Source organism: Pseudomonas sp. 10S4 (assembly GCF_034344865.1).
GTDB lineage: Bacteria > Pseudomonadota > Gammaproteobacteria > Pseudomonadales > Pseudomonadaceae > Aquipseudomonas.
Window position 1 is genome coordinate 989633 of record NZ_CP133774.1, and the last position, 20239, is coordinate 1009871.

Sequence of the window (20239 nt, forward strand, 5' to 3'; positions counted from 1 at the left end):
TTCACGCTTCCAAGAGATCCCCCATGAGTCAGGAAACGCCGTACATCTTCGACGCCACGACTGCTGATTTCGACCAGTCGGTGATCGAGAACTCTTTTCACAAACCGGTGCTGGTGGATTTCTGGGCCGAATGGTGTGCGCCATGCAAGGCGCTGATGCCGATGCTGCAAACCATCGCCGAGAGTTATCAGGGCGAGTTGCTGCTGGCCAAGGTCAATTGCGACGTCGAGCCGGACATCGTCTCGCGCTTCGGCATTCGCAGCCTGCCGACCGTGGTGCTGTTCAAGGACGGTCAACCGGTGGACGGTTTTGCCGGTGCGCAACCGGAATCCGCCGTCCGCGCGATGCTTGAACCGCACGTACAAATGCCGCCGCCGGCCGCTGCCGATCCGTTCGAACAGGCTCAGGCGTTGTTCGACGAAGGTCGTTTCGCCGACGCCGAAGCCATCCTCAAGGTGCTGCTGGGCGAAGACAATACCAACGCGAAAGCGCTGATCCTTTATGCGCGTTGCCTCACCGAGCGCGGTGAATTGGGTGAAGCGCAAACCGTGCTCGACGCGGTCAAGACCGATGAGCACAAAGCCGCCCTGGCCGGCGCCAAGGCGCAGATCCAATTCCTGGGTCAGGCCAAGGATTTGCCGGATGCCGCCGACCTGAAAGCGCGCCTGGCGAAAAACCCGCAGGACGATGAAGCGGTCTATCAACTGGCGATCCAGCAACTCGCTCGCCAGCAATACGAGCCGGCGCTGGATTCGCTGCTGAAGCTGTTCATCCGCAACCGCAGCTACAGCGAAGGCTTGCCGCACAAGACCTTGCTGCAGGTGTTCGAATTGCTGGGCAACGATCACCCATTGGTGACCACGTACCGCCGCAAGTTGTTTGCCGCGCTGTATTAAAGATCAAAAGATCGCAGCCTTCGGCAGCTCCTACGCTGGCTCGCGCCAGCTATAGAGCGGCGTATCCCCGCCGCTCACTACTTTCACATCCGCACAATGACGCAAGCGCACTAGCAAGCGTTTGCCCGAGGCCGCGCTGCCGGTCAGTCCTTCCAGTTGTTCCAGCAAATCCGGCCCGCTCAATTGCCCGGCCTTGCGCAGCAGGTCCTTGGCAATCTGCCACAGCGCCTCATCCTGGTTCACAGGTTTGGCTGCAGGGGCGCTGGCCTCTTCGGTTTTGCTCACCTGCAACTGCGCGCCGAGCCGTGCCCAGTCGCTATCGTCCAGCTCCAGGGTCAAATCCACCGGCCAGTCGCCGATGCTTCCGCGTATTCGCAACATAGGTCTGCTCCTGCACATTTCTGACATGCATGCTCCCATGGGTCTTGTGCAACGCCAAGCGGACGGTCAAACTCTCCGCACTTTCGTTATAAGATTACATAACAAACTCTTCACTTTACTTTCCGGAGACCCGCCATGCGTCGTCTGCTGCTCGCTCTGCCGTTTGCCCTGTTGCCGCTGGCCGTTGCTCATGCTGCCAATGAACCTGAACACGGCAGCCTCGGCGCCCATGAACATGGCGTCGGTCGCCTGAACGCGGCGCTGGACGGCCAGACCCTGGAGCTGGAGCTGGAAAGCCCGGCGATGAACCTGGTGGGCTTCGAACACGCCGCCACCACTGACGCCGACAAAGCCAAAGTCGCCGCCGCCCGTGCACGCCTGGAAAACCCGCTGGTGCTGTTCAACCTGCCTGCAGCGGCCGGTTGCAAGGTCGCGACCCAGGAACTGGAAAGCCCGCTGTTCGGCGACAAGCCTGACGCCGACGATCATGACGACGATGACCACGCCGAAGCGGACAAGGACGGTCACGAGCATCACCATGACCACAGCGAAATCCACGCCCACTACCAATTCAGCTGCTCGGCACCTGGCGCGCTGAAGACCCTGGACCTGGCGACGATCTTCAATACCTTCCCGGCGACCCAGAAAATTCAGGTACAACTGATCGGCCCGAGCGGCCAGCAAGGCGTTGAAGTGACGGCGAAGGCTGCATCGCTCAACTTCTGATCAACCCCCGCCCCTTGTAGGAGCGAGGCTTGCCCGCGAAGAGGCCGTCACATTCAGCAGAGATGTCGACTGTAAGATCGCTTTCGCGGGCAAGCCTCGCTCCTACAGGGATCGGGGTTGTAGCTGTAATCAAGACAAACCCATGAAATCGGCGCTATGACCCAAGCACTCATCGAACTGTCCGACCTGGGCTTCAGTTGGCCCGGTCACCCGCCGCTGCTGGATATCCCGGCCTTTCGCCTGGAAGCCGGGGAAACCCTGTTCCTCAAGGGCCCCAGCGCGCAGGCAAGACCACCCTGCTCGGCCTGCTCGGCGGTGTGCAGAAGCCCGATCGTGGCAGCATCCGTTTGCTCGGCCAGGAACTGACCGAGCTCGGTGCCGGCGCCCGTGACCGTTTCCGCGTCGATCACACCGGCTACATCTTCCAGCAGTTCAACTTGCTGCCGTTCCTCTCGGTGCGCGAGAACGCCGAGTTGCCCTGCCACTTCTCCAAGCTGCGCGCCGAACGGGCGAAACAGCGCCACGGCAGCGTCGATCAAGCGGCGGCCACCCTCCTCGCTCATTTGGGCTTGAAGGATGAAAGCATCCTCAGCCGCCGCGCCGATTCGTTGTCCATCGGCCAGCAACAACGGGTCGCCGCCGCACGGGCGTTGATCGGTCAGCCGGAACTGGTGATCGCCGACGAACCGACCTCGGCCCTGGATTACGACGCTCGCGAGAACTTCATTCGCTTGTTGTTCGCCGAATGCCGCGAAGCCGGGTCGAGCCTGTTGTTCGTCAGCCACGACCAGAGCCTCGCGCCGCTGTTCGATCGCAACCTGTCGCTGGCCGAGCTTAATCGCGCCGCCACCCCGTTCGAGGTCTGAGATGTATTTGTTTCGTCTAGCCCTGGCCAGCCTGGCTAACCGCCGCTTCACCGCGATCCTCACCGCGTTCGCCATCGCCCTGTCGGTCTGCCTGCTTTTAGCCGTTGAACGTGTGCGCACTGAAGCCAAGGCCAGTTTCGCCAGCACCATCAGCGGCACCGACCTGATCGTCGGCGCCCGCTCCGGTTCGGTGAACCTGTTGCTGTACTCGGTGTTTCGCATCGGCAACGCCACCAACAACATCCGTTGGGACAGCTTCGAACACTTCGCCAACAACCCGAAAGTGAAGTGGGCGATCCCGATGTCCCTCGGCGATTCCCATCGCGGTTATCGGGTAATGGGCACCACCGAGGCGTACTTCGAGCATTATCAGTACGGCCATCAGCAACACCTGGAACTGGCCGACGGCCGCGCCTTTGCCACCGACCCGTTCGAAGTGGTTCTCGGCGCCGAAGTGGCGGATGCCTTGCACTACAAACTCGGCGACAAACTGGTGCTGGCCCACGGCGTGGCCGTGATCAGCCTGGTCAAGCACGACGACAAGCCATTCACCGTGGTCGGCATTCTCAAACGCACCGGCACCCCGGTGGACCGCACGTTGCACATTAGCCTCGGCGGGATGGAAGCGATCCATATCGACTGGCACAACGGCGTGCCCGCGCAGGGCAAAGGCCGGATCAGTGCCGACCAGGCGCGCAACATGGACCTGACACCGCAAGCGATCACCGCGTTCATGCTCGGTCTCAACAGCAAGATTTCGACCTTCGCGGTCCAGCGTGAAATCAACGAATTCCTTGGCGAACCGATGCTGGCGATCCTGCCGGGCGTTGCATTGCAGGAGCTGTGGAGTTTGATGAGCACGGCGGAGAAAGCCCTGTTCGTGGTCTCGTTGTTTGTGGTGTTGACCGGGTTGATCGGCATGCTCACGGCGATTCTCACCAGCCTCAATGAACGGCGGCGCGAGATGGCGATTCTGCGTTCGGTGGGTGCACGGCCATGGCACATCGCAACGCTGTTGGTACTGGAGGCGTTTGCCCTGGCGTTGTCCGGAGTGATTGCCGGCGTGGCGTTGTTGTATGTGTGCATCGCGGCGGCGCAAGGTTATGTGCAGGCCAATTACGGCTTGTACTTGCCACTGTCATGGCCGAGCGAATATGAATGGACGTTGCTCGGTGGCATCCTGATCGCCGCGCTGCTGATGGGCAGCGTGCCGGCCTGGCGTGCGTATCGCCAATCGTTGGCCGATGGCCTGTCGATCCGTTTATGAGGACGTTAAAGATGCCCCGCGCTCTGTTCGCGCTGTTGATGCTGGTCGCCCTGCCGCTGTGGGCGGCCGAGCCGAAGGATTTGACCTGGCAGGAAATGATCCCGCCGGACGCCCCGGCGGAAGTGCCGAACATGACGCCGCTGCATGATCTGTCACAGATGAGCAGCGCGCTTGAATCGGCCCCGGCCGCCAAGCAGGATTTGCCCAATGCGCCGGTGGTGAAAAGCCTCGATGGCAAGAAGATCCGACTGCCGGGTTATATCGTGCCGCTGGAAGTGAGCGAAGAAGGTCGCACCACGGAGTTCTTGCTGGTGCCGTATTTCGGCGCCTGCATCCACGTGCCGCCACCGCCGTCGAACCAGATCGTGCATGTGAAAAGCGAGGTCGGTGTGAAGCTCGATGAGCTGTATCAGCCGTACTGGATCGAAGGTTCTTTGCAGGTAAAGGCGTCCAGCAGCGAATTGGCGGATGCCGGGTATCAGATGAATGCCGACAAGATTTATGTGTATGAATTGCCGGAGTGAATCCGGTAGTCATGTTGTGTTGGATAGATAGCCATCGCGAGCAAGCTCGCTCCCACATTGGATCTGTGCATAGACACAAATCCCCTGTGGGAGCGAGCTTGCTCGCGATGAGACCCTCAAAGGTTCCACGAAAACTGGACCCATCACTGTTTCATTGAGCTGAATCAAAAGACCGTATCAGATGGCTCTTTACCATTGGACATCGAACATTTTCAACGTCCTTTGGAGCCCCCATGAACAAGTCCTTGCTCAGCGCTTCGCTGTTTGCCCTCGCGCTCGCAGCCCCGCTCGCCCACGCCTTCGACGCTGGCGACATCATCGTTCGCGCCGGTGCAATCACCGTCAACCCGAAAGCCAGCAGCTCCAGCGTCAAGGTCGATCAAGGCCCATTGGCCGGCACCAACCTGGGTGGCAAAGCCACCATGGACAGCGACACACAGTTGGGCCTGAACTTCGCGTACATGGTCACCAACAATGTCGGTATCGAGCTGCTCGCCGCCTCGCCGTTCGAGCATGACGTGAACCTCAAAGGCACCGGCCTGGGCGCGGCCAACGGCAAGCTCGGCACCCTCAAACACCTGCCACCGACCCTGAGCGTTGTTTACTACCCGCTCGACAACAAGTCTGCCTTCCAGCCGTATGTGGGCGCGGGTATCAACTACACCTGGATCTACGACGAGAAGCTCAGCAACGAAGCGCAAGCCAACGGGTTCAGCAACTTCAAGGCTAAAAACTCCTGGGGCATGGCGTTCCAGGTCGGGGCTGACTACATGCTCACCGACAACATCATGCTCAACGCCCAGATGCGCTACATCGACATCAACACCCGTGCGACCGTGGAAAACGACGCCGTGGCGCCAGGCACTCGGGCCAAGGTCAATGTGGATGTGGACCCGTTCGTGTACATGGTTGGCCTGGGCTACAAGTTCTAAACCCCGATTTGTGGTGAAAGCTAAGACTGTGGCGAGGGGGCTTGCCCCCGTTTGACTGCGCAGCAGTCACCATCAGTTTTGGGGCCGCTTCGCAGCCCAACGGGGCAAGCCCCTCGCCACAAGTTCATCGCCTGCCAAGGCGGTGATGTTCGAGCAATAAAAAAGGCGCCTCAACAGGCGCCTTTTTCATGGCCGCGAAAAACTTAGCGACCCAACAACCGTGCCAAGCCAACGCTCATCGGGGTCTGCGCTGGATAAGTAAACCGCTCCAACAAACGCCGGTTGTTCGCCCGCGAGTGACGGATGTCACCAGAACGCGCCGGACCATAACTTACCGGCGGCAACTCACCGACCACCTGGCCAAGCGCTTCCAGCATCTGCTTGAGCGTGGTGGCCTGATTCCAGCCGACGTTGACCGCGCCAACTTCGATCTGTGGTTTCTCGATCGCCTGCACCAGCAAATCGACCAGATCTTCAACGTAGACAAAATCCCGCGTCTGCTCGCCATCACCGAACACGGTGATCGGCAGGCCTTTCTGCGCACGCTCGCTGAAAATGCTGATCACCCCGGAATACGGCGAGGACGGGTCCTGGCGTGGGCCGAAGATGTTGAAGAAGCGGAACACTACCGGCTCCAGGCCATGCTGGCGGCGGTAGAAATCGAAGTAGTACTCGCCAGCCAATTTGTCCGAGGCGTACGGCGTCAGCGGCGCCTTAGCGGTGTCTTCGTCAATCGACTCACCTTCGCCGTTGTTGCCGTAAACCGCCGCGCTGGAGGCAAACAACACCCGTTTTACGCCGGCCTGACGCATGGCCTCGCAGACATTCAGGGTGCCGATGAAATTGCTCTGGTGAGTCTTCACCGGATCGTCCACCGACGCCTGCACCGAGGCCACGGCGGCCAAGTGCGCGACAGCACTGCAACCGATCATCGAGCGGGCGACCAATGCTGCGTCGGCGACGTCGCCAACAATCAGTTCGACCTTGGGGTTGTCCAGCGGCAGGTTAGTGCGTTTGCCGGTGGACAGGTCATCGAGAATCCGCACCGAATGGCCTTGGGCAAGCAAGGCATCAGTGAGGTGCGAACCAATGAAACCGGCGCCGCCGGTGATTAAAACAGGGCCGTCAGCCATGGCGATAAAACCTATCCAGTAAGCCCGGGAGCGCCGCGCGCCAGGCGCGGGGCTTGATCCCGAAGGTGTGCAGAATTTTCTTGCAGGCCAGCACCGCGTGTTGCGGTTCTTCGGCAGCGTCGGGCCGCGCAGCGTGTGCCTGGGCGGTCGGCGCTTCGATGGCCAGTTCGTGCAGGTTGCGTGCTTCGGTGATGATCGCCTGCCCTAATGCCAGCGGCGTGGTCGCCTCATGTCCGGCGTAATGATAGGTGCCCCACAGCGGCGCTGCACAATCGAGTTGCTTGAGCACTGAAATGATCACCCGAGCCGCATCGTCCACCGGCGTCGGATTACCCCGGCGATCGTCGGCCATCAGCAGCTCTTCAGGCGTCTCGGCCCGGGCGAGGAAACGCCCGAGGGTGCCGTCGGGGCTGTCGTCGAGCAGCCAGCCGAAGCGCAACAACACGTGTTGCGGGCAAGTGGCACGCACGCTTTGCTCGATCCGCCACAAGGCCTGACCGCGCAGGCCCAGGGGCACCGGCTCGTCTTTTTCGCTGTAGGCCGTGGCCCGCGAGCCGTCAAACACTCGATAGCTCGAAGGCTGCAGCAGCACGATGTTGTGGTGCTGGCACAGTTCGGCCAGGCGCTCGACCGCGCGTTCTTGCCCGGCCAGACGCTGTTCACTGACCGTCTCCGCCTGGAACCAGTCGAAATAGTAGGCGAGATTGATCAGCGCGTCCGGGCGGGTGTCGTCGAGCAGTTGCGTCAGGCTCGCGGCATCCCAGCCGTCTTGTGGTGGGCGGGGGCGAGGAAACCGATGTCTTCCTCCGCACCGAGGCGAATCAGCGCCTGCCCAAGGGCATTTCCGCCGCCCAGTAACATAAGGCGCATTCGCATAGAGTCAGCAGGCCCAGTCTGATTGGAACGATGGCTGTATCGACAGCGCCGGCAGGCGATGTCGTCGATAGTTGCCGGAATCGTTGCATTTTGCGGGTTTAGTGCGCAACCGTCATCCGTAAAGTGTAGATCGCCGGAATTCGCTGCGCCTCTGTGGCGAGGGGGTTTGCCCCCGCTGGGCTGCGAAGCGGCCCCAAAAACAGGCAACCGCATTTTATCTGACGCGCCGCGTCGGCAGATTTTACGACTGCTGCGCAGCCGAGCGGGGCAAGCCCCCTCGCCACAGGGATACCGGTCGGCTCCCAAGACTTGCATCTTCCCCACCCCGCCCGCATAAATTACTGCATGAACCTGCCCATCCCCGCAGACAGTGCCCTGGCTGGCTTTCACCCTGCCGTCAGTGCCTGGTTCAGCAAGACCTTCCCGACGGTCACCGCCGCCCAGGCTCGGGCGTGGCCGTTGATTCGCCAACGCCGTTCGACCTTGATCGCTGCGCCCACCGGTTCCGGCAAAACCCTGACCGCGTTCCTCGCCGTGCTCGACGATCTGGTTCACCAAGGGCTAGAGAACAACGGCAAGCTGCCGGACCAAACCCTGGTGGTCTACGTTTCGCCGCTCAAGGCGCTGTCCAACGACATACAGATCAACCTGCAAAACCCGCTGGCCGGCATCACCGAGCAATTGCGCGTGATGGGCCTGCCCCAATTGCAGATCAACACCGCCGTGCGTACCGGCGACACCCCGCAAAAAGATCGCTCGGCGATGCGCAAGACCGCGCCGCACATTCTGGTGACCACCCCGGAATCCCTTTACGTGCTGCTCGGTTCCGATTCCGGCCGAAAAATGCTCGGCACCACGCGCACGGTCATCGTCGACGAAATCCACGCCATCGCCGCGAGTAAACGCGGCAGCCACTTGGCGCTGAGCCTGGAGCGCTTGCAGGCGCTCTGCCCGCAACCACTGATGCGTATCGGCCTGTCTGCCACGCAAAAACCCATCGAAGCGGTCTCGCGCTTTCTCGTCGGCCGCGACCGGCCCTGCGAAATCATCGACATCGGCCACGCCCGCCCAAGGGACCTGGGCATCGAAGTGCCGCCAGTGCCGCTCTCGGCAGTGATGGCCAACGATGTTTGGGAATTGGTTTACGACCGTCTCGCCACCCTCGCTCGTGAACACCGCACCACGCTGATTTTCGTCAACACCCGGCGCCTGGCCGAACGCCTGAGCCGGCACTTGAGCGAACGTTTGGGCAAGGACGCCGTGGCCGCGCACCACGGCAGCCTGGCCAAGGAGTTTCGCCTCGACGCCGAACAACGGCTCAAACGCGGCGAGCTGCAAGTGCTGATCGCCACGGCCTCGTTGGAGTTGGGGATTGATATCGGCGATGTCGATCTGGTCTGTCAGATCGCCTCGCCGCGTTCGATTGCAGGCTTTCTGCAACGGGTCGGTCGATCCGGGCACCAGGTCGGCGGCACGCCCAAGGGCCGGTTGTTCGCCACTACCCGCGATGACTTGATCGCGTGCGCCGCGCTGCTCGACGGCAGCGCGCCGGGGCGAACTCGACACGTTGCTGATCCCCGTGGCGCCGCTGGACGTGCTGGCGCAGCAGATCATCGCCGAGGTCAGTTGCCAGGAATGGCAGGAGCAGCCGCTGCTGGAAATGTTCCGCCATGCCTCGCCCTACGCCAACCTCGACGAAAAACACTATCAAGCGCTGCTGCAGATGCTTGCCGAGGGCTACAACGGTCGCCAGGGCATCCGTAGCGCTTATCTGCATCGCGACGCCGTGAGCCGCACCCTGCGCGGTCGCCGTGGCGCCAAACTGACCGCCGTCACCAGTGGCGGGACGATTCCGGACAACGCCGACTACAGCGTGCTGCTGGAGCCCCAAGGGCTGAACATCGGCAGTGTCAACGAAGACTTCGCGGTGGAAAGTATCGCCGGCGACGTCTTCCAACTCGGCAACACGTCCTATCGAATCCTGCGGGTGGAAACCGGCAAGGTCCGGGTCGAAGACGCCCAAGGCCAGCCGCCGACGATTCCGTTCTGGCTCGGAGAAGCGCCGGGGCGCAGCGCGGAGTTGTCGTTTGCCGTGGCGCGCCTGCAAGCGCAACTCGATGAACTGCTCGGCGCCACCCCCGGCAATTTGCAACCAGCGCTCGACTGGCTGACCGAAATCCTCGGCCTGAACCTGGCCAGCGCCGATCAACTGGTGGATTACCTCGCTCGCGCACGCCTGACGTTGGGCGCCCTGCCGTCTCAGGACACGCTGCTGATGGAGCGGTTTTTCGACGAGTCCGGCGGCACCCAACTGATCATCCACACCCCGTTTGGCAGCCGAATCAACCGCGCCTGGGGCCTGGCCCTGCGCAAGCGTTTTTGCCGCACCTTCAACTTTGAATTGCAGGCTGCCGCCAGTGAAGACGCCATCGTCCTGTCGCTGTCCACCAGCCACAGCTTTGAACTTGATGACGTCTGGCGCTACCTGCACAGCAACAGCGCCGAGCACCTCCTGATTCAAGCGGTGCTCGAGGCGCCGTTGTTCGGCGTGCGCTGGCGCTGGAATGCCGGGGTGGCGTTGGCGCTGCCGCGTTATAGCGGCGGACGCAAAGTCCCGCCGCAGATCCAGCGGATGAAAAGCGAAGACCTGATCGCCAACGTGTTTCCCGATCAGATCGCTTGCGTCGAAAATCTTGCGGGCGAACGGGAGATTCCCGACCATCCGCTGGTGGAACAAACCCTCGACGATTGCCTGCACGAAGCCATGGACGCAGGCTGGCTGACACTGTTACGGCGTATGGAACGGGGCGAAATCCGCCTGATCAGCCGCGATTTGCCGGCGCCCTCGCCGCTAGCGGCAGAAATTCTCAGCGCCCGACCCTACACCTTTCTCGACGATGCGCCGCTGGAGGAACGCCGCACCCAAGCGGTGCTCAACCGGCGCTGGAGCGACCCGCAATCCACCGATGACCTCGGCGCACTGGATGCCGAAGCGATTCAAGCCGTACGCGATGAAGCCTGGCCAGCGCCCACTGGCATCGATGAAATGCATGAGGCGTTGATGAGCCTGGCGTGCATCAGCGATGCCGAAGCTAAAGCCAACCCTCATTGGCTCGATTGGCTGAATGCCCTGGCCGACAGTGGCCGCGCCAGCCGTTTGCAGATCAATGCCGGGCAATCGTTGTGGTTGGCGCTGGAGCGGTTGACCTGCCTGCGGGCGATTTATCCACAGGCGATTTTGCTGCCGCCGCTGGAAGCGTTGCCCGGTTTCGATGAAGTCTGGGAAACCGATGAAGCGGTGCTGGAAGTGATCCGTGCGCGGCTCAGTGCGTTTGGGCCGTTACCGCTGAACGCGATTGCCGAACCGCTGGGCTTACCGGCGACTCAGGTCACTCAAGCCCTGGCGCAACTGGAGCGCGAAGGCTATGTGCTGCGCGGGCAATTCAGCCCCGGCGCCGACATTGAGGAATGGTGCGAACGGCATCTGCTGGCGCGGATTCATCGCTACACGGTCAAGCGGCTGCGCCGGGAAATCGAGCCGGTGGCGTTGCAGGATTTCATGCGATTTCTGTTCGACTGGCAGCATTTGTCCAGCGCTACACAAGGTCAGGGCAATGCAGTGTTGCCGGCGATCATTGGTCAATTCGAAGGCTACCCCGCTGCCGCTTCAGCCTGGGACAGCGACATTCTGCCGGCGCGGCTCAAGGACTATTCGGCGAGTTGGCTGGATGACCTGTGCCGCAGCGGCAAACTGGTGTGGACACGCCTGACCGCCCGCAACAAGAGCGCCAGCACGGCGCTGCGCAGTACGCCGATTCTGCTGTTGCCGCGCAGTCAGGTCGGGTTGTGGAGCGGGCTGACCGAACAGACGCCGATCAGCGAGTTATCACCCAAAACGCAAAAGGTCTTCGAGGCGCTGAGCCAGCACGGCGCATTGTTTTTCGATGAGCTGATTCATGAAGCGCACCTGCTGCGCACCGAGCTGGAAATCGCCTTGCAGGAACTGGTGGGCGCCGGATTGGTGAATGCCGACAGCTTCGCCGGGCTGCGGGCACTGATCACCCCCGCGAGCAAACGCCAGCAACGCAGCAGCCGACGTGGGCGCGGAGCGTTTGTCGGCGGCATGGACGATGCCGGGCGCTGGGCCTTGTTGCGACGCGGGCCGCCGGCGCCGGTTGTGGATAACAAACGCCCGGCGCCGACACCCGCCGATACGCTGGAACATATCGCCATGACCTTGCTCCGGCGCTACGGCGTGGTGTTCTGGCGCTTGCTTGAGCGTGAGGCGGACTGGTTGCCGAGCTGGCGCGAATTGCTGCGCACCTTCCATCGGCTGGAAGCTCGCGGGGAGATTCGTGGCGGGCGGTTTGTCAGTGGTTTGGCGGGGGAACAGTTTGCATTGCCCGAGGCGATTCCGTTGTTGCGCGAAGTTCGGCGTCGGCCCCATGACGGGAGTTTGATAGCGGTGTGCGGGGTTGATCCGTTGAACCTTGCAGGGACGTTGCTGCCGGGAGTGAAAGTGCCGGCGCTGGCGAGTAATCGGTTGGTGTATCGAGATGGGTTGCCGGTGGCAGCGGAGATTGCCGGCAAGCAGGTTTTTGGTTGGAGCTGGAGCAGCAGGCATCTGCCGAATTACATAGCAAACTCATCCGACATTGAGGTTGGCTGGGCAGGCCTCTTCGCGAGCAAGCCCGCTCCCACAGGGGATGTGTGTCGGTTACAAAGCTTCGGTCCGACATCGATCCACTGTGGGAGCGGGCTTGCTCGCGAAGGGGCCATCAGCACCAACCCACATCATTGAGTACGAGGCTGATCCGGCAACAACACCGGCGAATTGTCCGGCGCCGGCCCCTCTTCTTCCACTTCATCCATCCCACGCTTCGGAATAAAAACCTGCTGTGGATAAGTCTGCGCGAAATGCACCCACGGGCTGTTATCCACAAGCTTTTTCAGCCGCTGGTTAAACGCCCGGCTCACCGCATATTGCCCGCCCGAAACGGTGCGGAACTGCGCCGTCAGCACCACGCCGTTAAGGTCCATCTTATCGACGCCAAACACATCGAGCGGCCCTTGCAGGTTGTACTTGAGAAACGCGTCGTCACGGATCGAATCCCCCGCTTCGCGGATCAGCTCAATGGCCTTGTCCACGTCAGTGTCGTAGGTGAACTGCACCGAGAAAAACGCATAGGCAAACTGCCGCGATTGGTTGGTCACAGCCTTGATCTGGCCGAACGGTACCGAGTGCACAAAACCCTTGCCGTCCCGTAGGCGCAAGGTGCGGATGGTCAGGCCTTCGACGGTGCCGGCGTGGCCGGAGTCGAGTACCACCCAATCGCCGATCGACAGCGTGTCTTCGATGATGATGAACAACCCGGTGATCACGTCCTGGACCAGTTGCTGCGAGCCGAAACCGATGGCCAAACCGACCACACCGGCACCGGCCAGCAGGGGTGCGACGTTGATCCCCAGATTGGCCATGGTGGTGATCGCACAGATCACCACCAGGATGATTTTGACCGCGTTGCGCAGCAGCGGCAGGATGGTTTTTACCCGCGTACTCGGTTGGCGCGCCGCGCGTTTGCTGACCGGTGGTTTCAACGCTTCCTGAATCGCCGTGTCCATTACCACCCACAGCAGCCAAGTCACCAGGAAGATCAGACCGATGCTGCTCAGCGAATTACTGATTGCCCGGCCTATGGAATTTTCCTCTGCGAATTCGAACAGCGACACGCCCCAGATTCGCCCAAGAATCTCGATGAACGCTACCGCCATGACGATCCGCAGCAGCGCGTGCAGCAAGCTGAGAAAGCGTTCCTTGTAGGCGCTGCTGCGCTGGATTTTTTCGACTTTCCGGGATTTGAACAGGTGCTGGAAAATCGTGCTCAGGAACACCGTGGCAATCAGCAATATCGTGGTGAACAACGCACAGCGCAGGACTTTTTGATTGTCCTCGCCGACGCCGATCAGGTTGATCGCCGAGACCATCACCATCAACAGAATCGGCCAGTACCAGAGCCCGGAAAAGATCCGCAGGGATTCTTGCAGAGACGGTTGTTTGAGCCGTTGGGCCAATGGGCGGTTGCGAATCAGATGCGCCACCGGGCGTCTTAGACGGATGACCAGATAACCGAAGATGATCGAGGCAAACAACCCGGTAAACACTGCGACGCTGCTGGTGATATTGCCACCCAGTTGCCGGGCGATCTGCGGACTGGTCAAGGCATCGCTAAGCGCTGCGAGGAAGCCGATCAGGAACAGTGGTTTGGGGCCGTAGTCACGAATGATCTGCACCGCTGGGCGCTTGTGGCCGGTGTTGAACATGACGATCACGCAGAGCAGCATCGAGGTCGAGAAAATGCCGCTGCTGGTGGCGTAGGCAAAACACAGCGCCAGTGCTCGGCCGGCCGAGGCAGGCAGGAAGTGGCTGACATAAAGGGTCAGTGGCAGGCTGGCGATCGCCGGCAGCGTGTATGGCATCAAATAGCCGAGCAAGTCCTGGCTGCGTTGGCGGGTGCGCAGCCAGTGGCCCTGGACCAGACGCTTGGCCGCGAGGCCGCCGAGGACCGTGAGCAAGGCAAAGGTGCCGAGCCAGACACCGGACAGCATCAGGAAATCGCCGGCCACACTCCAGCCGGAACGCGTCGAGGGCTGGTTGACCAGTTTGTCGACTTCATCGGCCGCCCGATCGGCACGCAGGCGCCAGGCGTCCACCAGGTTTTCGTTGAGGTCGAGTTTGTCCTGCACGTCGTCGATACTGGAACTGATGGCCCCGAGCAGGCCGCCCTGGACCAGCGGCTCAGGCTTGGCCGGTGCTTGTGCGGTAGCAGCAGCGGGAATGCCCGGCAGCGTGACGGCTTCGAGCTCGCCGCTGCCCAGAATCAGCAGCGCCCCCAGCAGTATCGCGGTCTTGATCTTGAACAAAACGCGGAGCTCCTTGAAAAGGGTCTGTAAGGAACTGATCGGGAAATGGCGGGCAAGTTCGGTTTTGACCGCGAGATAGCAGTCACCGCAGTTTCCATGTGGGAGCGGGCTTGCTCGCGAAAGCGGTCATTCATTCAACATTGATGCTGACTGACCCAACGCTTTCGCGAGCAAGCCCGCTCCCACAGGGTCTGTGTTGCCTGGTCGATCTTTGCGCACCAGGCAAATATCAAATGCCTACCCCTGTATTTTTCCGCACAACCCAAACCCCGACACTGCGCTCCATCAATCACCCACCGGAGTTGCAGTCATGCCCATTGCCTTGCTCGCGCTGACCCTCAGCGCCTTTGCCATCGGGACGACCGAGTTCGTCATCGTTGGCCTGTTACCTACCATCGGCGCCGACCTCGGTGTCAGCCTGCCGTCCGCCGGCCTGTTGGTCAGCCTCTACGCCCTGGGTGTCGCCATCGGCGCCCCGGTGCTGACCGCCCTCACCGGCAAAGTCCCACGCAAATTGCTGCTGTTGTCGCTGATGGTGCTGTTCACCCTCGGCAACCTGCTGGCTTGGAAAGCGCCGAGCTACGAATCGCTGATCATCGCGCGGATCGTCACCGGCCTGGCCCACGGGGTGTTTTTCTCGATTGGCTCGACCATCGCCACCAGCCTGGTGCCGAAAGAAAAAGCCGCCAGCGCGATCGCCATCATGTTCACCGGCCTGACCGTGGCGCTGGTCACTGGCGTGCCTTTGGGGACCTTCATCGGTCAACATTTCGGCTGGCGTGAAACCTTCCTCGCCGTGTCGGCGTTGGGTGTGATCGCGTTTATCGGCAGCCTGATCTACGTGCCGAAAAACATCGCCCATAGCAAACCCGCCTCGCTGTTGCAGCAATTGCAGGTGCTCAAACAGCCACGCCTGTTGTTGGTGTACGCCATGACCGCGGTCGGTTACGGCGGCTCGTTCATTGCCTTCACCTTCCTGGCACCGATTCTTCAAGACATCTCCGGTTTCAGCGCCAGCACCGTCAGCCTGGTATTGCTGGTGTACGGCATCTCGGTGGCGGTCGGTAACATCTGGGGCGGCAAACTGGCGGACAAACGTGGGCCGATCAGCGCCCTGAAAATCATCTTCGCCCTGCTCGCTGCGGTGTTGTTTGTGTTGACCTTCACTGCCGGCAATCCATGGCTGGCGCTCGCTACCGTGCTGGTCTGGGGCGCGGTCGCGTTCGGCAACGTGCCGGGGTTGCAGGTGTATGTGGTGCGTCAGGCCGAGCATCACACCCCGCATGCGGTGGACGTGGCTTCCGGGCTGAACATCGCAGCGTTCAACCTCGGGATTGCCGGGGGAGCGTGGGGTGGTGGTTTGATCGTCGCGAATATGGGGCTGATTCACACCGCGTGGATTGGTGGGCTGGTGGTGTTGGTGGCCCTGGCGTTGACGATGTGGAGTGGGCGTCTTGATCGCCTGGGTCCGGTCTACGCCGAAAGCACAACGCGCATCGTCGTCGGTCACTAAACCCTGTGGGAGCGCGCTTGCTCGCGAATACGCTGGATCAGTCAGCATTAATGTTGCCTGACACACTGCTTTCGCGAGCAAGCCCGCTCCCACAGTTGATCGAGGGTGATCCTCCAAGTGTTTACCGTCCGTAGTCCCGTCGAAACTTTCTGGTTTGCCCGGCAGTCATCCAAAGACAACGGCAGTAAGAGGGTCATTCGACGGGAGGGCACATGGCGGCGATTCATATCGGAATTTCAGGCTGGCGCTACACACCGTGGCGCGGGGGCTTCTACCCGAAGGGGTTGACCCAAAAGCGCGAATTGCAATTCGCCTCGCGGGCCGTCAACAGCATCGAAATCAATGGATCGTTCTACGCCCTGCAACGGCCCGAACGTTATGCCCTGTGGTACAGCGAAACCCCGCCGGGCTTCGTCTTCAGCGTCAAGGCCCCGCGTTTTATCACTCACATCAAACGCCTGCGGGACATCCATAAACCCCTGGCGAATTTCTTCGCCTCCGGGGTGCTGGAGCTCAAGGAAAAACTCGGCCCGATCCTCTGGCAATTCCCGCCCAGTTTCAAATTCGACGCCGAGTTGTTTGAACATTTCCTCGAACAACTGCCCCACAACACCGAGCAGGCCGCCACCCTCGCCCGTCAGCATGATTCGCACTTGCACGGCCACGCCAGCCTGAAGGCCCACGGGAAAAAGCCGCTGCGCCACGCCGTGGAAATTCGCAACGAGAGCTTCGTCGACCCGGCCTTCATTCGCCTGCTCAAGCGCTACAACGCTGCCCTGGTGATCGCCGACACCGCCGGCAAATGGCCGTACCGCGAAGACCTCACCAGCGATTTCGTCTACCTGCGGCTGCACGGTGCCGAAGAGCTCTACGCCAGCGGCTACACGCCCCAGGCGCTGAAACATTGGGGCGACCGGATCGACGCCTGGAATCACGGCCAGCAACCGAGCGACCCACACTTGATCGCGCCAAGACAAAAGCCCAAGGCGCGCAAATCCCGGGAAGTGTTCTGCTACTTCGATAACGACATCAAAGTCCGCGCGCCCTTCGACGCCCGCAGCCTGCTGGAGCGTTTCCATCTCGACAAAGACCTCGCCACCCGCCCCGGCGAACCTGCTGCCGAAGGAGTGCTGCCATGAGCATTTCCGAACCGGTCGGCGTCACCGACGAGCAGCAATCCATCATCGCTACCGTACGCCGGTTTACCGTGCTGACGGTCAACACTCACAAGGGCTTCACCGCGCTCAACCGGCGCTTCATCCTGCCCGAGCTGCGTGAAGCGGTGCGCAGTGTGTCCGCCGACGTGGTGTTTTTGCAGGAAGTCCACGGCACCCACGAACAGCATCCCCGGCGCTACAGCAACTGGCCGATGATGCCGCAATACGAATTCCTCGCCGACACGCTGTGGCCGCAGTTCGCCTATGGCCGCAACGCGGTGTACCCGGCGGGCGATCACGGCAATGCGTTGCTGTCGAAATTCCAGATCATCCGCCACGACAACCTCGACGTGTCCATCAGCGGTCACGAAAACCGTGGCTTGCTGCATTGCGTGCTGCGCCTGCCCGGTGACGGCCAGGAAGTACACGCCATTTGTGTGCACCTCGGGCTGCATGAAGCGCACCGCACGGAGCAACTGAAGCTGCTGGCCCGGCGCATCGCAGAGCTGCCAGGCGATGCGCCGGTGATCGTCGCGGGCGACTTCAATGACTGGCGCCAACGGGCCGATACCGTGCTCAAACTCTGTGGCTTGCGCGAAGTCTTCGCCGAACACCAGGGCAAACCGGCCCGCAGTTTTCCGGCGCGCTGGCCGGTATTGCGCCTGGACCGCATCTACGTGCGCAACCTCAAGGCCAGCCGTCCGCAAGTGCTGGCGGCGCGGCCCTGGTCACATCTTTCCGACCATGCCCCGCTGTCGGTGGAGATCGAGCTATGAACAATCCCTCGATGGAAAAAGCCACTGCGGAACAGATTTCCGCGCCGCCGCGGGGCGAGCCGGCGGCGGTCGACGTTGTCTACGGCTGGCACGGGAACAACCGGGTCGAACTGCTGGAAAATGGTGAGGCGTACTTTCCACGAGTGTTTGAGGCGTTGCGCCAGGCCCAGACTGAAATCCTGCTGGAGACCTTCATTCTGTTCGAGGACAAGGTCGGCAATGAGCTTCAGCAGATTCTGATTGAAGCGGCCGGGCGTGGCGTGCGCACCACCGTCAGCCTCGACGGCTTTGGTTGCGGCGAGTTGAGCACGGGGTTCCTCGCCGACCTGAACAAGGCCGGCGTGCATATCCAGATGTTCGACCCGGCGCCCAAGCATCTGGGCATCCGCACCAATTGGTTCCGGCGCTTGCACCGCAAGATTGTGGTGGTCGACGGCACGATTGCGTTCCTTGGCGGGATCAACTTTTCCGCCGACCATTTGGCCGATTTCGGCCCCGAGGCCAAGCAGGATTTTGCCGTTGAAGTACAAGGCCCGGCGGTGGCGGACATTCATCACTTCGCGCTGCTGCAAAGTGGTCGCCCGGCCCGGGCCAAGTATTGGTGGCAACGGCGCAAGCAACGACGTGCGGAACTGGCATTCAACGACCATGACGGTCAGGTTCGGCTGGTCTACCGCGACAACGGTGACCATCGCACCGACATCGAGGAGGTTTATCGGCAAGTGTTGCGCAGTGCTCAGCGCCGCGTCGTGATCGCCAACGCCTACTTCTTTCCCGGTTTTCGTCTGCTGCGCGAGATCCGCAATGCCGCGCGCCGTGGCGTCGATGTGCGGCTGATTCTGCAAGGTCAGCCAGACATGCTGGTGGCGAAGATTGCCGCGCACATGACCTACGACTATTTGCTCAAGGCCGGCGTGCAGATTCACGAATATGGCGACCGCCCGTTGCACGGCAAAGTCGCACTGGTGGACGAGGACTGGAGCACGGTTGGTTCGAGCAACCTCGACCCGTTGAGCCTGTCGATGAACCTGGAAGCCAATGTGTTGATCCGCGATCGCGCGTTCAACCGCGAACTGTTCAAGCGCCTTGAAGATTTGAGTAATAACCACTGCAAAGCCATATCCCCGGACAGCGCCCCGCGCGGGCGGGTCTGGCACATGACCGTCGGTTTTCTGGTGTTTCACTTCCTGCGACATTTTCCGGCATGGGCCGGGTGGCTGCCGGCGCACAAGCCACGCTTGAAACCCTTCATCCATCGGGCCGGGAGCGACAGCCATGAGCCGCGCTGAAGCGCACGCCGCCGCCCACGCCGAGCGCCAAAACAAGTCCCGTTGGAGTCGCTGGAAAACGCCGCTGACGGTGCTGTTTTTCCTCGCGCTGATCGTGCTGTTCACGATGCTCGCCCAGCGTATCGAATGGAACGAAGTGTTCGACACCCTGGCCGATTTCAAGGTGCGCACGCTGATCATCGCCTCAGGGCTGACGCTGTTGAGCTTTCTGGTTTACGCCTGTTTCGATCTGATCGGCCGCACCTACATTCGCCAGGACCTGACCTGGAAACAGATCTTGCCGGTGGGGATCATCAGCTACGCCTTCAACCTCAACCTGAGTGCCTGGGTCGGCGGCATCGCCATGCGTTATCGACTGTATTCGCGGCTCGGGGTGAGCAAAGGCAACATCGCGAAAATCCTCGGCTTGAGCCTGGCGACCAATTGGTTTGGCTACATGGTGATTGCCGGCGCAGTGTTCAGCAGCGGTCTGGTGCGAATGCCGCCGGGCTGGAAGTTGAGCAGTGATGCGTTGCAAGGCGTCGGGGTTTTATTGTTGGTGGTGAGCGCGGGGTATCTGGCGGCGTGCCAGTTTTCCAAGCGGCGGGAATGGGCGATTCGCGGGGTGGAAATTAATCTGCCGTCGCTGCGCATGGCGGTGCTGCAACTGGCGCTTGGGGCGCTGAACTGGTCGTTGATGGCGGCGGTGATTTTCACTCTGCTGCCGAGCAAGCTCGACTATCCGCTGGTGCTGGGGGTGTTGTTGATCAGTGCGATTGCCGGGGTCATTACGCACATTCCGGCGGGGCTTGGGGTGCTGGAGGCGGTGTTTGTGGCGCTGCTGCAACATGAGGCATCGCGCGGGAGCCTGGTGGCGGGGTTGCTGGCTTATCGGGCGATTTATTTCATTTTGCCGTTGTTGATTACGCTGGTGATGTATTTGGTGGTGGAGGCCAAGGCGAAGGCGTTGCGGATTGAGAAGAAGCCTTCTTGAGACGTGTGG

The 20239-nt window shown here is 61.3% G+C and carries 13 protein-coding genes and 3 pseudogenes; 12 read left to right on the forward strand and 4 right to left on the reverse strand.

All coding sequences use genetic code 11. The features are described 5' to 3' along the window. Positions 1–23: 23 nt before the first annotated feature. A complete protein-coding gene (gene trxA, locus RHM58_RS04655; RefSeq protein ID WP_149660947.1) occupies positions 24–896 on the forward strand; it encodes a thioredoxin in 873 nt (290 codons plus the stop codon). Between the two features lie 30 nt (positions 897–926). Here trxA and RHM58_RS04660 read toward each other — a convergent pair whose 3' ends face one another. Then, positions 927–1277 carry a hypothetical protein gene (locus RHM58_RS04660; protein ID WP_201198203.1) on the reverse strand — a complete coding sequence of 117 codons (351 nt, stop codon included), beginning with the start codon at positions 1275–1277 and terminating at the stop codon, positions 927–929. Positions 1278–1412: 135 nt separating this feature from the next. Between RHM58_RS04660 and RHM58_RS04665 the strand changes: the two genes are divergently transcribed. The 5 genes and pseudogenes from RHM58_RS04665 to RHM58_RS04685 all read left to right on the forward strand — a co-directional run bounded on the left by RHM58_RS04665 (position 1413) and on the right by RHM58_RS04685 (position 5592). After that, a complete protein-coding gene (locus RHM58_RS04665) occupies positions 1413–2003 on the forward strand; it encodes a DUF2796 domain-containing protein (RefSeq protein ID WP_201198204.1) in 591 nt (196 codons plus the stop codon). Positions 2004–2159: 156 nt separating this feature from the next. Beyond that, a pseudogene (locus RHM58_RS04670) lies at positions 2160–2869 on the forward strand (ABC transporter ATP-binding protein). Between the two features lies 1 nt (position 2870). After that, entirely contained in the window at positions 2871–4136 is a 1266-nt protein-coding gene (locus tag RHM58_RS04675) for an ABC transporter permease (RefSeq protein WP_201191833.1), read from the forward strand. A gap of 11 nt (positions 4137–4147) precedes the next feature. Continuing rightward, complete coding sequence (locus tag RHM58_RS04680) at positions 4148–4660, forward strand: DUF3299 domain-containing protein (RefSeq protein ID WP_322269770.1); 513 nt, start codon at positions 4148–4150, stop codon at positions 4658–4660. A gap of 233 nt (positions 4661–4893) precedes the next feature. Next, positions 4894–5592 carry an OmpW/AlkL family protein gene (locus RHM58_RS04685; protein ID WP_201198207.1) on the forward strand — a complete coding sequence of 233 codons (699 nt, stop codon included), beginning with the start codon at positions 4894–4896 and terminating at the stop codon, positions 5590–5592. 203 nt (positions 5593–5795) lie between these two features. On the opposite strand, the gene RHM58_RS04690 is transcribed toward RHM58_RS04685, so the two are convergent. Both RHM58_RS04690 and RHM58_RS04695 read right to left on the reverse strand, forming a co-directional pair. Beyond that, entirely contained in the window at positions 5796–6725 is a 930-nt protein-coding gene (locus RHM58_RS04690) for an NAD-dependent epimerase/dehydratase family protein (protein ID WP_201256267.1), read from the reverse strand. Next, positions 6718–7601 (reverse strand): annotated as a pseudogene (locus RHM58_RS04695) (sugar nucleotide-binding protein). The gene RHM58_RS04690 and the pseudogene RHM58_RS04695 overlap by 8 nt, the downstream one beginning before the upstream one ends. Positions 7602–7946: 345 nt before the next feature. Between RHM58_RS04695 and RHM58_RS04700 the strand changes: the two are divergent. Then, positions 7947–12260, forward strand: a pseudogene (locus RHM58_RS04700) (DEAD/DEAH box helicase). Positions 12261–12395: 135 nt separating this feature from the next. On the opposite strand, the gene RHM58_RS04705 reads toward RHM58_RS04700, so the two are convergent. Further along, a complete protein-coding gene (locus RHM58_RS04705) occupies positions 12396–14522 on the reverse strand; it encodes a mechanosensitive ion channel family protein (RefSeq protein WP_322269771.1) in 2127 nt (708 codons plus the stop codon). A gap of 310 nt (positions 14523–14832) precedes the next feature. Here RHM58_RS04705 and RHM58_RS04710 point away from each other — a divergent pair, with 310 nt between their 5' ends. The 5 genes from RHM58_RS04710 (at position 14833) to RHM58_RS04730 (ending at position 20230) form a co-directional block, all read left to right on the forward strand. Then, entirely contained in the window at positions 14833–16035 is a 1203-nt protein-coding gene (locus RHM58_RS04710; RefSeq protein ID WP_322269772.1) for an MFS transporter, read from the forward strand. A 212-nt stretch (positions 16036–16247) separates the two neighbouring features. Continuing rightward, entirely contained in the window at positions 16248–17174 is a 927-nt protein-coding gene (locus RHM58_RS04715) for a DUF72 domain-containing protein (RefSeq protein WP_201198212.1), read from the forward strand. Continuing rightward, positions 17171–17968, forward strand: coding sequence for an endonuclease/exonuclease/phosphatase family protein (locus RHM58_RS04720; RefSeq protein WP_322269773.1), 798 nt, complete (start codon positions 17171–17173; stop codon positions 17966–17968). The genes RHM58_RS04715 and RHM58_RS04720 overlap by 4 nt, the downstream gene beginning before the upstream one ends. Further along, on the forward strand, positions 17965–19257 hold the full coding sequence (clsB, locus tag RHM58_RS04725) for a cardiolipin synthase ClsB (RefSeq protein ID WP_322269774.1): 1293 nt from the start codon (positions 17965–17967) through the stop codon (positions 19255–19257). The genes RHM58_RS04720 and clsB overlap by 4 nt, the downstream gene beginning before the upstream one ends. After that, entirely contained in the window at positions 19244–20230 is a 987-nt protein-coding gene (locus RHM58_RS04730) for a lysylphosphatidylglycerol synthase domain-containing protein (RefSeq protein WP_322269775.1), read from the forward strand. Before clsB ends, RHM58_RS04730 begins: the two co-directional genes overlap by 14 nt. The last annotated feature ends 9 nt before the right edge of the window (positions 20231–20239 follow it).

What these genes read in the sequence shown, in the direction of transcription:
- trxA (WP_149660947.1), top strand. Translation starts at nt 24, where the DNA reads ATGAGTCAGGAAACGCCGTACATCTTCGACGCCACGACTGCTGATTTC.
- RHM58_RS04660 (WP_201198203.1), bottom strand. Translation starts at nt 1,277, where the DNA reads ATGTTGCGAATACGCGGAAGCATCGGCGACTGGCCGGTGGATTTGACC.
- RHM58_RS04665 (WP_201198204.1), top strand. Translation starts at nt 1,413, where the DNA reads ATGCGTCGTCTGCTGCTCGCTCTGCCGTTTGCCCTGTTGCCGCTGGCC.
- RHM58_RS04675 (WP_201191833.1), top strand. Translation starts at nt 2,871, where the DNA reads ATGTATTTGTTTCGTCTAGCCCTGGCCAGCCTGGCTAACCGCCGCTTC.
- RHM58_RS04680 (WP_322269770.1), top strand. Translation starts at nt 4,148, where the DNA reads ATGCCCCGCGCTCTGTTCGCGCTGTTGATGCTGGTCGCCCTGCCGCTG.
- RHM58_RS04685 (WP_201198207.1), top strand. Translation starts at nt 4,894, where the DNA reads ATGAACAAGTCCTTGCTCAGCGCTTCGCTGTTTGCCCTCGCGCTCGCA.
- RHM58_RS04690 (WP_201256267.1), bottom strand. Translation starts at nt 6,725, where the DNA reads ATGGCTGACGGCCCTGTTTTAATCACCGGCGGCGCCGGTTTCATTGGT.
- RHM58_RS04710 (WP_322269772.1), top strand. Translation starts at nt 14,833, where the DNA reads ATGCCCATTGCCTTGCTCGCGCTGACCCTCAGCGCCTTTGCCATCGGG.
- RHM58_RS04715 (WP_201198212.1), top strand. Translation starts at nt 16,248, where the DNA reads ATGGCGGCGATTCATATCGGAATTTCAGGCTGGCGCTACACACCGTGG.
- RHM58_RS04720 (WP_322269773.1), top strand. Translation starts at nt 17,171, where the DNA reads ATGAGCATTTCCGAACCGGTCGGCGTCACCGACGAGCAGCAATCCATC.
- clsB (WP_322269774.1), top strand. Translation starts at nt 17,965, where the DNA reads ATGAACAATCCCTCGATGGAAAAAGCCACTGCGGAACAGATTTCCGCG.
- RHM58_RS04730 (WP_322269775.1), top strand. Translation starts at nt 19,244, where the DNA reads ATGAGCCGCGCTGAAGCGCACGCCGCCGCCCACGCCGAGCGCCAAAAC.